This is a genomic window from Clostridium sp. KNHs205 (genome assembly GCF_000702945.1).
Classification (GTDB): Bacteria; Bacillota; Clostridia; order Lachnospirales; family Lachnospiraceae; genus Anaerocolumna.
Genome location: NZ_JNLE01000005.1, coordinates 25,552 through 41,824, shown reverse-complemented (window position 1 = coordinate 41,824; position 16,273 = coordinate 25,552). Strand labels below are relative to the sequence as shown.

The 16,273-nt window shown below is 41.9% G+C and carries 12 protein-coding genes; 11 read left to right on the top strand and 1 reads right to left on the bottom strand.

Annotated elements, in window-relative coordinates; genetic code table 11:
* The first annotated feature begins 74 nt into the window (after positions 1-74).
* From mltG to BR73_RS27690, 10 genes are all read left to right on the top strand, one after another.
* Positions 75-1,418, top strand: a complete 1,344-nt coding sequence (gene mltG / locus BR73_RS27695) for an endolytic transglycosylase MltG (RefSeq protein WP_051685433.1) — start codon at positions 75-77, stop codon at positions 1,416-1,418.
* 56 nt (positions 1,419-1,474) lie between these two features.
* On the top strand, positions 1,475-2,017 hold the full coding sequence (locus tag BR73_RS0119825) for a DUF2318 domain-containing protein (protein WP_051685432.1): 543 nt from the start codon (positions 1,475-1,477) through the stop codon (positions 2,015-2,017).
* 157 nt (positions 2,018-2,174) lie between these two features.
* Positions 2,175-3,935 (top strand): methyl-accepting chemotaxis protein, encoded by a 1,761-nt coding sequence (locus BR73_RS0119820; protein ID WP_033167688.1) that lies wholly within the window; start codon positions 2,175-2,177, stop codon positions 3,933-3,935.
* A 125-nt stretch (positions 3,936-4,060) separates the two neighbouring features.
* Entirely contained in the window at positions 4,061-6,394 is a 2,334-nt protein-coding gene (locus BR73_RS29680) for a collagen-like protein (protein ID WP_051685431.1), read from the top strand.
* A 175-nt stretch (positions 6,395-6,569) separates the two neighbouring features.
* Entirely contained in the window at positions 6,570-7,949 is a 1,380-nt protein-coding gene (locus tag BR73_RS0119810) for an exosporium glycoprotein BclB-related protein (RefSeq protein WP_051685430.1), read from the top strand.
* A 187-nt stretch (positions 7,950-8,136) separates the two neighbouring features.
* Positions 8,137-9,204: a mannonate dehydratase gene (gene uxuA, locus BR73_RS0119805; RefSeq protein ID WP_033167687.1), complete on the top strand. Its 1,068-nt coding sequence runs from the start codon at positions 8,137-8,139 to the stop codon at positions 9,202-9,204.
* 33 nt (positions 9,205-9,237) lie between these two features.
* Complete coding sequence (locus tag BR73_RS0119800) at positions 9,238-10,836, top strand: mannitol dehydrogenase family protein (RefSeq protein WP_033168747.1); 1,599 nt, start codon at positions 9,238-9,240, stop codon at positions 10,834-10,836.
* 9 nt (positions 10,837-10,845) lie between these two features.
* Positions 10,846-11,538, top strand: coding sequence for a GntR family transcriptional regulator (locus BR73_RS0119795; protein WP_033167686.1), 693 nt, complete (start codon positions 10,846-10,848; stop codon positions 11,536-11,538).
* 94 nt (positions 11,539-11,632) lie between these two features.
* A complete protein-coding gene (gene msrA / locus BR73_RS0119790; protein ID WP_033168746.1) occupies positions 11,633-12,160 on the top strand; it encodes a peptide-methionine (S)-S-oxide reductase MsrA in 528 nt (175 codons plus the stop codon).
* Positions 12,161-12,336: 176 nt separating this feature from the next.
* On the top strand, positions 12,337-12,960 hold the full coding sequence (locus BR73_RS27690; RefSeq protein WP_051685429.1) for a DUF3793 family protein: 624 nt from the start codon (positions 12,337-12,339) through the stop codon (positions 12,958-12,960).
* A gap of 663 nt (positions 12,961-13,623) precedes the next feature.
* On the opposite strand, the gene BR73_RS0119780 is transcribed toward BR73_RS27690, so the two are convergent.
* Positions 13,624-14,076 (bottom strand): VOC family protein, encoded by a 453-nt coding sequence (locus BR73_RS0119780; protein ID WP_033167685.1) that lies wholly within the window; start codon positions 14,074-14,076, stop codon positions 13,624-13,626.
* A gap of 1,338 nt (positions 14,077-15,414) precedes the next feature.
* On the opposite strand from BR73_RS0119780, the gene BR73_RS0119775 reads away from it, so the two are divergent.
* Entirely contained in the window at positions 15,415-16,173 is a 759-nt protein-coding gene (locus BR73_RS0119775; protein ID WP_033168744.1) for a tRNA threonylcarbamoyladenosine dehydratase, read from the top strand.
* Positions 16,174-16,273 lie beyond the last annotated feature (100 nt).

The following is a 16,273-nucleotide window of genomic DNA, read 5'->3' as shown; positions in this document are numbered from 1 at the left end:
TGTAATTATATGGTATAACAAAAGCCTTAAATATCTAAAGGCTGACATGTCTTATGAAAGAAAGAGGTAAGTTAATGAGAAAAATAAAGAAGCTGGCTGCACTCATAATAATTCCGGCTCTGTTAATAACAGGATTTTTAAGAACCCAGACAATTGCTGCCACAGAAACCTCAGTAACGGAAGAGACAGAGCCTGCCACTGAGGCTGAGACCAATAGCCAGACCAGGACTGTAATAGAGAAACAGTACGGAATCCTTACTGCAGATGCAAAAGGCATCTATACCTTATGGGATTTCTCCAAGGATACTGACGGGAGAATAGAAACCACTGACAAAGGGAACATCATGATTCCTTTGAAGAAAACAACGGCACAGATAGCAGACCTTAAATTCACCTATAATAAAGCAACAAAAAAGGCAACTGTTACTAATACTGTGAATAAAAAGAAAATAATTTTTACCCTGGACAGCAGTACTTTTTACTACTATTCCTCCTCCAAGGCAAAAGGGATAAAAAAGACCATGGCTTCGCCCATGTATATCTCCAAGGAAAGTAAAGCAGTTATGGTACATATGGCAGCTCTTAAATGGGTTCTTTTAAAAACTCAAGGTGTTAAATCCTATAAAGTATCTGATATGCAGACAAAAGGGTATGATACCACTGCATTAAGCGGAGTTATAGTATACAATCCATATGACAAAGTCACCAGCCTTGTTGAAGCCTCCAAAGTAAGCAATCTGGGGAGGACAGTAAAAGTAACCATACCGGAAGGTTATTCAGTGCCTCAGGTATTTACGCTTCTGGTCAGGAAAGGAGTGTGTGCCTCAGAGAAAGTATTGTATAGAGCTATGGAGGAGTATGATTTTAGAAATTATTCTTTAATTGCTGGGCTGGAGGATAACCCTGACCGTTGTTACCTGCTGGAAGGATATTTATATCCTGATACCTATGAGTTCTACCGATTGAGCAAAGGAGAAGATGCCATAGGCAGGTTTTTACAGAATGGAAACGGAAAAATAACAGAAGCTGATAGGCAAAAGGCAGCGGAGCTTGGGTTGACTGTGAACCAGGTGCTGACCATTGCTTCACTGGTGGAAAAAGAGGGAAAGGATAAAGAAACAAAATACAACATATCCTCCGTAATTCATAACCGGTTAAAGATAAACAAGAAACTGCAATTAGATGCGAGTATCCATTACGTGGAAAAATATATAAAACCATATATAGACGGGGATATCAACCGTTACAACAGCTTTTACAATACCTATAAATGCCCGGCTTTGCCCGCAGGACCAATCTGTAATCCGGGCAGAGAAGCAATCAATGCGGCACTTAACCCGCCTCAGACCGATTATCTTTATTTCCATAGTGATGAGCAAAAAAATTATTACTTTTCCAAGGAGTATCATAATCAATAAGATATCTCCATACAAACTCCACAAAGTAATGGTATTATAAGGTATCATTTTATGGAGTGGAGGAGAAAATTATTAAAAAGAAACAGTTATCTATTAAAAACATAACTACAGTTGCAATCGGTGCAGTTTTGTTGTTTCTGCTCATTGTCTTTGTAGTAAAGAACGGATCAAAGGGAGCTGATACTGACAAAGGGGAAGAAGTACAAAGCGCTGGAATAACTCTCAACGATAATAGTGACATTGTTATTGATACGTCAAAAATAACGGACAAAGCATCTTTTTTTGAAACAGAAGCCGGTGGTTTGACAGTAGGTTTATTTGCAGTCAAAGCAAGTGACGGAACCATTAGAACTGCCTTTAACACTTGTCAGGTGTGTAACGGCAGCCCTTATGCCTATTTTGAACAAAAAGGTGACAACTTCCAATGTCAGAACTGTAAGAATGTCTTCCCTACAGACAAAATAGCCCAGGAACGTGGCGGCTGTAACCCGGTCCCCATCCTTGAAGAACAAAGAACCGAGAGCAATGGTGAAATTATTATCTCTTCCGCATTAGTAGAGGAGAATTCCATACGATTCCAGAATTGGAAACAATATTAAGAATTTGTAAAGGATTTTATTTTTAGAAGGACTGCTTGACAGGTGATTCTGTCGAAAGCAGTCCTTTTGTTTTACATAGAATTTACAATCCCGCCATAATGGGTTTACACGAGATTGATAGATTTAGCTTAACAGATGACAGGTTAATGGAGGATGTATGAAAAATACAAAGGAAAAGAAGTATGTTAACATGAAAAAGAAAGTTAGGTTTAAATCTATTAAAAATATTATAAATCAGATATATAATATGCCTATCGGCAGAAGGCTCAAGTTCACCTTTGGCTGTATGGGGGCAGTAATGTTATTAATGGTCATTGTCTCGCTGGTTAATATTATGTCCTTAAGAAACATGACCAATGAGTTTCATTCACAGATCTATCAAACCGAAGAGAAAGTAATAAAAGCTCAGGTTTCTATGAAAATCATTGAAAATAATATTTACCGCAGCTATATTACACAGAATAAAGAACTTTGCGGTAAATATATTGAAGAATCTGAACAGCAATATGATTTACTGGAAGCGTACATAACAGACTTGTCCATCATTCCTGCAATAAATAATGGAGAGCAGAAGAAGATCTTAGAAAGCTTACAGTTAGAATTAGGAAAAGGAACACGTTACAGAGAACAGATTCTTTCCAGTGCCAGAGAATTCGACCAGAAGAAAATCTATAGCATTTATAAAAATGATTACGTCCCCATTCACAGTCATATGGTGGAAGAGTTAGAAGAGCTGGAAGCTTTTACAGCCACATATGCCAAGCATTATATGAACAGTATAAACATAAAAGTAGTCGTAAGTATTGTTTTATTCTTACTGCTCTTAATTGTCGGCGTCTTAAGCTGTATGAGAATACTGTCTAAGACAATAAAAAGTATTATTCATCCCGTTGATAATATTATGGTCGTTATGAATGAAATGGCAGCAGGTAATTTAGAGGTAGATCTCCAATATTCATCTACGGATGAAATGGGCAGTCTGTGTCAGGGAATTACACAAACCATAGACAAGCTTAAAAATTATATTAACAACATAACATATGTAGTAAGAGAATTGGAGCAAAAAAACCTGGCGGTTTCTGTAGGCATAGAATATGAAGGTAATTTTACTCCCATTAAATCATCTCTTGAAAATACGATATTATCCCTTAAAAATGTAATTGAGGCGATATCAACTGCTGCTGAGGGAATTTCCTTAGGGTCCGCCCAGATCGCAGTGACGGCAAAGACAGTAGCAGACGGAAGTGTAGAGCAGAATAACCGGATAAATAATCTGGTAGGCGAAGTAGAAGCAATTGTTGATATGATTAATATAAATACGGACCAGACGAAAAATGTAACAGGCCTTTCTGAAACAGCGGTAACTGCTGCAAGGGAAGGTAACAACAGTATGAGAAAAGTACTGGAAGCCATGGGAAGCATTGAACAGAGATCAGGTGAAATCTCACAGGTCATTTCGGTGATTGAACAGATTGCAGAACAGACAAATCTCTTATCCTTAAATGCTTCCATTGAAGCCTCCAGGGCAGGGGAAAACGGAAGAGGATTTGGGGTTGTAGCATCTGAGATAGGTAAACTTGCAGCCAGATGTACCCAGGCAGTGCAGTCAACTTCAGGGTTGATTAACAGTACAGTCAGTGCGATTCATTATGGGTCCCAGATGGCGAACAATACGGCAGGGAACTTTGAGCGTATCGTAAAAGTTTCTGAGGAGACAAATTATGTAATGGAAAAACTGGCACATAATACAAAAGCAGTTCAGAATGAGTTACAAAAGACACATGTGTTCCTGAAAGATATTACTCCCATAATAGAAAAAAATGCAGCTGCCGCTCAGGAGAGTGCAGCTATGAGTGAGGAATTTATTATGCAGGCGGACAAACTGGAAAAGTATATAAAGGAATATTCACTGGCATAGCAAAAAACTGGAACAAAACAGCGTATCTATCATATTTATATGGTAGGAAGCATAGAAAGCTTCCTTTATACTAATTGTCAGGGTTACCTGGCAATTGGACATAATGCAGGAAAGGAGCTTTATGCATGAACGCTGGTTTTAATTCATCTGAGTTCGATAAATCAGGAAGGCGTCAAAGGGATGATAAATCTAATATTTCAGTAGCTAATTATAACAATGGCTGGAATAATGGTCGACCCGGTGACTTTAACGGGCAGGGCCAGCCTTGTCCGCCGCCTCCATCCCCACCGAAACCTTGTCCGCCTCCTCCCGGACCTCCCGGACCTCCTGGACCTCCCGGACCTCCCGGACAGACCGGCCCACAAGGCCCATCAGGCCCGCAAGGTCCAATGGGACCAACAGGACCTAGAGGACCCGCAGGACCCGCAGGCCCCCCTGGACAACAAGGTCCCGCAGGAGCTACCGGAGCAACCGGATCAACAGGTCCAGCAGGAGCACCAGGAGAGATTGGACCTACTGGTCCTCAAGGTGAACAGGGACCTATTGGTTTAACGGGAGCAACAGGAGCCACAGGTCCGCAGGGACCCCAGGGAGTACAAGGAGAAGCAGGTCCTGAAGGTCCCCAAGGAGAAGCAGGTCCGGCAGGAGCACAAGGCCCGGCAGGAGCTACTGGACCACAAGGTCTTCAAGGAGAAGCAGGCCCGGCAGGTCCGGCAGGAACAACGGGAGCTACAGGCCCACAAGGTCCGGCAGGAGCTACAGGTCCACAAGGCCCACAAGGTTTACAAGGTCCGGCAGGCCCTCAGGGAGAAACAGGAGCCACGGGAGCCACAGGTCCTATTGGCCCTCAGGGAGAGCAGGGAGTAGCAGGCCCGCCCGGAGCAACCGGAGCCACAGGAGCCCAAGGTCCGGCAGGAGCCACAGGTCCACAGGGTCCTCAAGGTTTACAAGGTCCGGCAGGTCCCCAAGGTGAAACAGGAGCCACAGGAGCTACAGGTCCTATTGGTCCCCAGGGAGAACAGGGAGTAGCAGGCCCGCCCGGAGCAACCGGAGCAACAGGAGCCCAAGGTCCGGCAGGAGCAACAGGTCCCGCAGGTCCTCAGGGTGAACAAGGAGTAGCAGGTCCGGCAGGAACAACGGGAGCAACCGGAGCACAGGGTCCCGCAGGAGCTACAGGGCCACAGGGTCCTCAAGGTTTACAAGGTCCGGCAGGTCCCCAAGGTGAAACAGGAGCCACAGGAGCTACAGGTCCTATCGGTCCCCAGGGAGAACAGGGAGTAGCAGGCCCGCCCGGAGCAACCGGAGCAACGGGAGCCCAAGGTCCGGCAGGAGCAACAGGTCCCGCAGGTCCCCAGGGAGAACAGGGAGTAGCAGGTCCGGCAGGAACAACGGGAGCAACCGGAGCACAGGGTCCGGCAGGAGCAACAGGTCCCGCAGGTCCCCAGGGAGAGCAGGGTGAAGCAGGTCCGGCAGGAGCCACGGGAGCCACGGGAGCCACAGGTCCCCAAGGTCCGGCAGGAGCAACAGGTCCCGCAGGTCCCCAGGGAGAGCAGGGAGTAGCAGGTCCGGCAGGAGCCACGGGAGCCACAGGTGCTCAAGGTCCGGCAGGAGCAACAGGTCCCCAAGGTCCCCAGGGAGAGCAGGGAGTAGCAGGTCCGGCAGGAGCCACGGGAGCTACAGGAGCCACAGGTGCTCAAGGTCCGGCAGGAGCAACAGGTCCCGCAGGTCCCCAGGGAGAACAGGGAGAAGCAGGTCCGGCAGGAGCCACGGGAGCCACAGGTCCCCAAGGTCCGGCAGGAGCCACAGGTCCCGCAGGTCCCCAGGGAGAACAGGGAGAAGCAGGTCCGGCAGGAGCCACGGGAGCCACAGGTCCCCAAGGTCCGGCAGGAGCAACAGGTCCCGCAGGCCCTCAGGGAGAAGCAGGTCCGGCAGGCCCGCAAGGTGTAGCAGGTCCGGCAGGAGCTACAGGCCCGCAAGGTCCAACGGGAGCCACAGGTCCTCAAGGCCCACAAGGTCCACAAGGTCCGCAAGGCCCAATTGGTCCCGCAGGTATCAATTCTTATGTTTTCCGCTATAGTACCAATTCTGACAGAACTATTGCTGGTGGTGCAGAGTTTGTATTTGATAGTGGTAATGTTCCGAGTACGCCTGTTGGTATTCTACTTCCCAATACTACTGATACAGTATTAACGGAGGCAGGCGATTATCTGGTTATATTCGAAGCAAATGTATTAGGAACACTCACTTCTGTTTCTATTAATCTTAACGGTTTACCCGTTCCCGGAGGTACAACAGGTGATACCGCGACTACTATCAGGGTGGAAATAACAGCTATTGTTCAGGTAACTACTGTACCAGCAACAATAACAGTAACAAATGACTCATTTATTTCCATCACATTCCCGGATCTTGCGCCAGGAAGTGTAGTTGCATCACTTACTATCCTTAAATTATCATAAATTAAAAGGCGTCCGGTTCAGAGGACGCCTTTTCTTTTTATTTAAATAGGAAAAAATAAGATTTTGTCAAATTTAATATATCGAAAAATGTCTTAATTAATGAACATATAGCAATATCTGTCATATATTAAATTAGGATTTCAAAATCCTGATTTATATAGAAAGGAGTTTTTGCATGAGTAGTAAAGATTCGTCAAAAAACAAATCCTTTACTGACAGCCAAGACGACACTATTGTAAGTGCTATGAACTATAATCCATGGAATCCATGTTGTAAGCCAAACCACTGTCCACCCGAACCACCCGGACCGCCCGGACCGCCCGGACCTCCTGGACCGCCCGGACCAAGAGGCCCGCAAGGCCCACAAGGACCGCAAGGAGCTACAGGACCTAGAGGCCCGCAAGGCCCAGTAGGACCACAAGGCCCAATAGGAGCCACGGGACCACAAGGACCGACCGGAGCCACCGGAGCCACCGGAGCCACCGGAGCCACGGGAGCCACGGGAGCTACAGGAGCAACAGGACCGCAAGGACCAGTAGGAGCTACAGGACCACAAGGACCAGTAGGAGCCACGGGACCACAAGGACCGACCGGAGCCACCGGAGCCACCGGAGCTACCGGAGCAACAGGAGCCACGGGACCGCAAGGACCTGCTGGAGCAGCTGGAGCCACTGGAGCCACAGGACCGCAAGGACCTGCCGGAGCCACCGGAGCCACAGGAGCAACGGGAGCCACCGGAGCAACAGGACCCGCCGGAGCAGCTGGAGCCACTGGAGCCACAGGAGCCACAGGACCCGCCGGAGCAGCTGGAGCCACAGGAGCCACAGGAGCCACAGGACCGCAGGGACCTGCCGGAGCCACTGGAGCAACGGGAGCCACAGGACCGCAAGGACCCGCTGGAGCAACGGGAGCCACAGGACCGCAGGGACCTGCCGGAGCCACTGGAGCCACGGGAGCCACAGGACCGCAAGGACCCGCTGGAGCAACCGGAGCCACCGGAGCCACAGGAGCTACTGGGGCAACAGGAGCAGCTGGAACACCTGGTGGTGCTGCAATTATTCCTTATGCGTCTGGTAATGTAGTTGCCTTAACTACTATTCTCGGTGGTTTAGTTGGAACGACAGCCGCAGTAGGCTTTGGAAGTTCAGCTACTGGAATTCAAATACTGAATGGTGTAATTGATACAACAAACATTAATAATTTTGCTTTCTCTGTACCAAGAAACGGCACAATTAGTTCCTTAGCAGCATACTTTAGTGTGGATGCCGCAATCAGTCTAATTGGTACGTCTGTTCAGATAACAGCTCAGCTTTATAGAACAGTTGCAGTTAACAATGCCTTCACACCAATACCCGGAGCTGTAGTTCAGCTTGCTCCTACCTTAACCGGTATTATCTCCATCGGTGACAGAGTAAGTGGAATTACCTCAGGATTAGCAATACCGGTAACTGCAGGCACAAGATTACTTCTTATTTTCTCTGCTTCAGTAGTATCAGGAACAGGAATTGCAACCAGTATAGTTGGTTATGCAAGTGCTGGACTTGGAATTATCTAAAGTAGAATAAAGACCTCCTATTAGATAAGGAAGGAGATATCTGCCGAGGGATTGAGAAATTAATTCATCCAGGTGGATATCTCCTTCTTTATTATACAATGACCTTTGATGTAGAAACGATTGTGAGATTGACAGCTAGCAACCATACTGTTATACTAGTATACAAGATGAAAAGGAGGATTTTATAATGATAATGACCTTACGTTGGTTTGGCAAAAAATATGATTCTGTTACCCTGGAGCAAATACGGCAGATACCCGGAGTTGAAGGTGTTATAACAACTTTATATGATATTCCTGCCGGAGAGATATGGCCCATCGAAAGGATAAGGGATTTACAGGAGGAAGTTGAAAAGAGCGGTTTGAAGATAATAGGAATTGAAAGTGTAAATATTCATGATTCTATTAAAACCGGTAATGCTAACCGTGATTATTATATTGATAACTATATTGAGACCCTGAAGAATCTTGGAGAATGCGGTATAAAGATGATATGCTATAATTTTATGCCTGTATTCGACTGGACCCGTTCTGAACTTGCAAAATTAAGGGAGGACGGCTCAACTGTATTATCCTACGATCAGGAAATGATAGATACTATCGACCCTGCTAAAATGTTTTCTGAATTGGATAAGAGCAGCAATGGTTTTATTCTGCCAGGCTGGGAGCCTGAAAGACTTGAAAGGGTTAAAGAACTCTTTGAAGAGTATAAGCATGTGGATAATGATATCCTGTTTGAGAATCTTGTATACTTCTTAAATCGTATTAAGCCTGTATGCAAGCAGTACGGAATACATATGGCGATTCATCCGGATGATCCTGCATGGCCCGTATTTAACCTGCCTCGAATCGTTACCGGCAAGGAGGCAATTCTGAGACTGCTAAATGCAGTAGATGAGGAGTTTAATGGAATAACACTCTGCACCGGCTCCCTAGGATCTAATATCAATAATGATATTTGTGATATAATAAAGGCAGCTAAAGGAAGAATTCATTTTGCACATTTAAGAAACATCAAGCATCTGGCACCTGGCAAATTCGATGAAGCAGCACACTTATCCAGTGATGGCTCTCTTGATATGTATGCCATAACAAAGACTCTATATGAATCCGGATTTGACGGACCGGTCCGTTCAGACCATGGAAGAGCAATCTGGGGAGAAGTATCCATGCCCGGGTATGGTCTATATGACAGAGCACTTGGTACTTGCTATTTAAATGGGCTTTTTGAAGCTATTGCAAAGGAAAAGGCATAAGTTGATTCCGATTATATGGAGGAAAAAGGTATTATGAGATTATCCTACGAAGGTTTAAAAAATAGGGATGAATGGAAACGGGAAGGATACCGTCTGCCACAATTTAATATTGAAAGAATGCTGGCAGAAACAGCTAAGGGTCCGGAATGGATACATTTTGGAGGCGGCAATATATTCAGGGCTTTTCCGGCAGCAGTCAGTCAGAAGCTGTTAGATGAGGGAATACTAAAGACCGGTATTATCGTTGCGGAAGGTTTCGATTATGAAATTATTGAAAAAGCTTACAGACAGTATGATAATCTTAGTATCCTGGCCACTCTGTGCCCGGATGGAAGTATTGAAAAGACGGTAATTGCCAGTGTAGCTGAATCTCTTTGTATGAACAGTAACTCACAGGATTGGAACAGGCTGACTGAGATCTTTAAAGCTCCGACACTGAAAATAGCTTCATTTACCATCACGGAAAAGGGCTACAGCCTGGTAGACCAAAGCAGAGAATTTACGCAGGATATATTAGCAGATTTTGAGCATGGACCTGTTTGTCCCATAAGCTATATGGGAAAGCTTACGGCATTATGTTATGAGAGATTCAGGGCTGGGGGCTTACCACTTACTCTGGTTAGTATGGACAACTGCTCTCACAATGGAACGAAATTAAAGGAAGCTGTAACATGTATTACTAAAAAGTGGATTGAGGGCGGTAAAGCGGAGCCTCAGTTTTTAGCTTTCATGACGGATAAAGTTACATACCCATGGTCCATGATTGATAAGATTACGCCAAGGCCAGCATCGGAGGTAGAAGAGCATTTAAAGGCTACCGGACTGGAAGACCTGCAGACCTATATAACCTCAAGGAATACCTACTGTGCGCCTTTCGTCAATGCAGAAGAACCTCAATACCTGGTAATAGAAGATGATTTTGCCGGAGAAAGGCTTGCCCTTGATAAAGGCGGAATTATATTTACCAGTCGTGAAACGGTTGATAAAGTTGAACGAATGAAGGTATGTACCTGTCTGAATCCTCTCCATACCGCATTGGCTATATTTGGATGCCTGCTGGGGTATAATAAAATCAGTGACGAAATGAAGGACGAGGATTTGAAAGCACTTGTATACCGATTAGGCTATAAAGAAGGACTTCCGGTAGTAGAAAATCCGGGAATTATAAAGCCGGAACAGTTTCTTGAGGAAGTACTTACAAAACGCCTGCCTAACCCTTTTATTCCCGACTCACCTCAAAGAATTGCTACGGATACATCCTTAAAACTAAGTATACGCTTTGGAGAAACAATTAAAGCGTACCTTAAGAAAGACGGGCAGGTATCCTTGAGCCTTATTCCATTGGTCCTTGCAGGCTGGTGCCGCTATTTAACGGAACTTGATGATAAGGGAGAGGCATATACCTTAAGTCCGGATCCAATCCTTGCATCACTTACTCCTGTATTCCGTAACATAAAATTAGGTGGGACAGGGGATATTCACAGTCAGATAAGCGGAGTTCTAAGAAGAGAAGACATCTTTGGAGTAGATCTTTATGAAGCAGGTTTGGGTAGACAGGTAGAAGAGTATTTTGGTAAAATGATGAAAGGACCCGGCGCGGTTCGTAATACATTAAAAGATATTCTAAGCTAAGGAGTCTGCATGATAATATTAGAGAGAAATAACAGGGAGACAGCAAGTGATTATGCTTTAAGAGTAATACGGTATAACATTGTATCGTTGAATTTGGTTCCGGGCAGCCTGGTTAGTGAAAATGAATTGGCAAAGGAGCTTGGAATCAGCAGAACACCGATAAGAGAAGCATTAATCGAACTTAGTAAGATTAAGCTGGTTGAAATATATCCGCAAAAAGGCAGCTGTATTTCTCTCATTAATCATCAATTGGTAGAAGAAGCAAGGTCTGTACGATTGCTCTTAGAAAGTGCAATAGTGGAAGAAGCATGTGAACTGGCAAGTTCCAAAGACATTCTATTGCTGGAGGAAAATATCAGGCTGCTGGAGATGTATCAGGGAAAAAACTATGAGGATAAGCAGCTGAAACTGGATAATGAATTTCATGAGCTATTGTTTACCATCTGTAATAAGCAATTTACTTACAACCTGCTGACTGGAATGATGACTCATTTTGACAGAGTGAGGCGATTGAGCTTATCCGTTGTCAGGGATTCAAAAATACTGGCAGACCACAAGAATTTGGTAGATTCCATCAAAAGGAAAGACAGTCAGGTTGCAAGAGAGATCATAACAAAACATTTATCACGCTATCAGCTGGATGAAGAAGAATTGCGAAAAAACTATGGGGATTATTTTAAAAACCAGCCTTCTGTGTTATAATAGGTACTGCAAAAAACTGCCGGATGAAATTCTGTCCGGCAGTTTAAATTCAAACATTATATCGGAATATTACATTAGGAAAGAAGGTAGCGGTATGTCAAATACATCAAAACAAAAGGTAATATACCTTGCGGGAGGTTGTTTCTGGGGAACTGAAAAATACCTCTCAAGTGTACAAGGAGTATTAGAAACCAATGTAGGTTACGCTAACGGTAATACAGAGAATCCCTCTTATGAGGAAGTCTGCCATAAAAATACCGGACATGCAGAAACAGTTAAAGTAGTCTATGATACAGAAATAATCGATTTGGATTTTATTTTGAAATTATACTATGATGTTATAAACCCTACGTCAGTAAATAAACAAGGTGAAGATGAAGGCTCTCAGTATCGAACCGGAATCTATTATGAAACAGAAGAAGATGTACCGGTAATTAAAGCATCCCTGCTTGAACTTCAGAAACAATATGAGAAACCAATTGCAATAGAAGTACAACCCATAAGAAATTACTATCTGGCAGAAGAATATCATCAGAAGTATCTGGACAAGAATCCTACCGGCTATTGCCATATAAGACCTGATAAATTCGAAAAAGCAAGACAGGCAGTAAAACAGAATTAATTCATAAAATATCATAAAGCATTCATAAAATTCTGCAAAAGCTCAAATCCTAATAATGAAACTTAATGATAATTGTTCTCAAAAGCACAATTGACAAAATTAGTTGTCAAAGGATACAATGTGTTATGAGAATCATTATCAATAAATCATTTTGTTGCTTAAGCAGGAGATTAAATATGAGTGAGGACATTTTTTTAAAAGGAGAAGACAGAACCGGTTCCTATGTGGCATTTTCATTAGCTAATTGCTGCATGCCTGCCTTGTTAAAGTCAAAACCCTCTAATCTGGTCTGCTTTCGAAAGTGCTATATAGACAGCCGGGTAAATTTTTTTAAAGCGCTAATCAAAGAATGCGAAGGATTTGGCTGCAATGCAAGAGTGCTGTGCGAATGTGAAAAAGCCATCTATATTATAATATATGATAAACAAATGCTGCTGGAGGTAATACAGAATAATATCGAAAATCCTCTTTTAGCCTTAAACGGCTATGGAAGCGGCTGTCCTTATCTTCACAAGGCACTAACCCGCCTGGGCGAACGATACGGCAGTTACCGCAAATGCAGAGAATCAGGACAGAATGAGGATTTCCCACATGAAATAGGAATTATGCTGGGTTATCCGGTAACTGATGTTGAAGAGTATATTAAAAACAATGGTGAGAACTATGTAATGTGTGGCTATTGGAAAGTGTATCACAATGCAGAGGAAGCTATCAGAGTATTTGATCGGTTTACAAAAATACGAAAAGAAGCGATGGAGCTGTTTTATGCTGGAAGACCTTTAAAAGAGATGATAAGTTGAGAATAAAAAATGAGGATTATAACTATAAAGGGCAGTTTGTCACAAGGGGACGGAAAACAGCACAAACCAGAAAAAACTCATGCTTCAATTCCAAGGCATAAGAAGTCCTAATTCTCTGATTATTTTGTGTCTGGCATATTATAAACCAGATAACTCGCTTCGCTCAGACAATCTGCTTTATAATATAGCACAAAATATTCAGAGAAAAGGACTTCTAATGCCTTTCCATAGGCGCATTCGTTCTTTCTGGTTTGTGCTATTTTCCTGTACTCGTATTGAAGTAAGCTTTTTATAGAAAAAATTAATCTAGGTTTTGTGTCTTAGCTGGAGTGGGATTTTTTAGTTCTACTCTTTTATTATATTTTATTTAGATATTTAATTGAGAGCCCTGTTAGATAATGATATAAATACATATAATTTTAGGCGGATGAACATTAGCCATCCTGATAAACTTAAGATTATACTAAAAAATATGCTGATAAAACTTTATAAGATATAAACCATTTATTATTGCGCATTTGGAAGAAAGTATTGGTATTTTCTTGTGGATTGTAATCAAGGAATTCGTTATTTCATTTTATGCCACCTGTATTTTTATGAGTTCTATTTGGCTGAATTACAGTCAAACTTGCTAATTTTCTAATAAGATAATAAATTATATTATTAAACGAATTCTCCTTTTTTAGGTGAATATTGACCAGTAATTTCGATAATATTTCCATCTGGGTCTGTTAGTTGAAAATAATAATAGGGGCTTACATTGTTAATATATTTAATTTTGGTCAGTTTGTCACTTATATGCAATTGCTCTATTCTATTTCTCTCTTTTTCTAAATTTTCTGACCAGAGATTTAATACAAACTTATGTGTATTATCAGCATCTGCAATTGAAACTAAGTTATCAAATTCTTCTACATATTCCCCTTTGCGTACTGTTAAACCTGGATTCAAGGCATCAAAGTAACCATTTAATATTGAAATGTTTTGTCCGTCGAAATGAAACTGAGCAAACCTTTGCATATTCTGAACACTTACCGGCATTTCTAATATCTTTTCATAAAACTGAATTGACTTATTATAATCCTTTACTATCAGATAAACTGAACCTAAATGCATATGTACCTCCTCGAATATAAGAATATTAATAATCATTACCTAAGCGGTCTATCTTTGAATTGTTTTTGTCCGTACTTCAATTGGTTCACTTACACTATCTAGACGAGAGTTCTCTTTCTAAATAAATCTTTATCTTGTTTAATTTTTTCAGCCATTAAAACCAATAAAAATAATTGGTTATATAGTTAGTTGCTACACCTTTAAAACGCTAATCCGCTTTTGAGGTTACTATGCAGTGAGTTCATATGATTAATTTGATAAAACCAATTCTTATGCCTTCCCCGTTTTTAATTCTTACATGTCTAACACAAAGTCCATAGAGAACTTGATATTTGTCAATGGAATATCGTCATTGAAGCTATTACTACAATGCATGATTCTTTGAGAACTTGATATTTGTTAATGGAATAGCGTCATAAAGCTATTACTAACAATGTATGATTCTTTGAGAACTTGATATTTGTCAATGGAATATCGTCATTGAAGCTATTACTAACAATGTATGATTCTTTGAGAACTTGATATTTGTTAATGGAATAGCGTCATAAAGCTATTACTAACAATGTATGATTCTTTGAGAACTTGATATTTGTCAATGGAATATCGTCATTGAAGCTATTATTAACAATGTATGATTCTTTGAGAACTTGATATTTGTTAATGGAATACCCCATAAAGCAGATATATCCAAATTAATTACTGGTAAAGATTGCATAGTAGAATCTGCAGATTCTATTATATCATGATAAGAACATATGTTCAATGCCATTTGATATCATTTAAATCATTTAATAACATAATATCAACTGATATTATCTAACAGAGCTTATAATAAAAAGGAAATCCTATTTACATAGAAGTGTTTCCAGTATTGCTAAACATACATCTGCACTTATAAGCGCTCAAATCTACAGATTTATCTCAATAATGTAAACAATTATCCAATATCAATACCCAGATGATTTCGGCTTCTAGTTAGCCATTTTCTATTGAAGAGTTCCTTAATGACACTTAAATGACAGAAACTGTGACCAGGCAAGATTATACCATGTTTGAGCGCACAGCCTTACATATAGAAAACCTGACAGCGAGTTTGGTATAATCTTGCCTTCCGGGAACAGTTACTGGCATTTTAGTGTCATTTGGAACTCTGAACGAGAAATGGCTAACTAGAAGCCGTAATCATCGTCCATTGCCAAAGAAAACCGTCAGACACAATCAATCCCTGAAATATTCTAACCTCAAAAGATTTGAAAGCCACAATTGACAGTTCAGATTTTTGATGTTATCATAATTCAGGCTAATAAAGACATTAGTTTTGAAAGAACGGAGCAGGAAATGTTAAATCAATTTTCGAGAACAGAACTTTTATTTGGCAATGAGGGCATGGAGAAATTACAGAATGCACGAGTTGCTATATTTGGTATAGGCGGTGTGGGCGGATACACAGCAGAAGCACTTGCCAGAAGCGGCGTAGGAACCTTTGATTTATTTGATGATGATAAAGTATGCTTAACGAATATAAACCGGCAGATAATTGCGACAAGAAAAACGGTTGGTAAATACAAAGTTGAAGTAATGAAAGACAGGATATTGGAGATCAATCCTCAGGCAGTGGTACATACACATCAGACCTTTTACACACCTGAAGTAGCTGATCAATATGATTTTTCTGAATACACTTATGTTGTAGATGCAATAGATACCGTTACCGGAAAGATTGAACTGGTATTAAGAGCACAAAAATGTAATGTTCCTATTATAAGTTGTATGGGAGCCGGAAATAAGCTGGATCCAACCAGATTTGAAGTAACAGATATATATAAGACCAGCGTCTGCCCCCTTGCCAAAGTAATGAGAAAAGAGTTAAAGGTAAGAGGTGTTAAGAAGCTGAAGGTTGTTTATTCCAAAGAACCTGCAAGAAAACCGTTGGAGGATATGTCTATCAGCTGCAGAAGCAACTGTATATGTCCTCCCGGAGCACAGCGCAAATGCACGGACAGAAGGCAGATTCCAGGAAGTAATGCTTTTGTACCTTCTGTTGCCGGACTGATAATAGCGGGAGAAATTATAAAAGATTTGACCGGAATAAGATAATATAACTGTTAAGATAATTTAACTGCAGTATGCCCTTTGGGTGTACTGCAGTTTTTTTATGGTTATCTTTTTCTTAGGAGTGGGAAGATTTCGGAATACT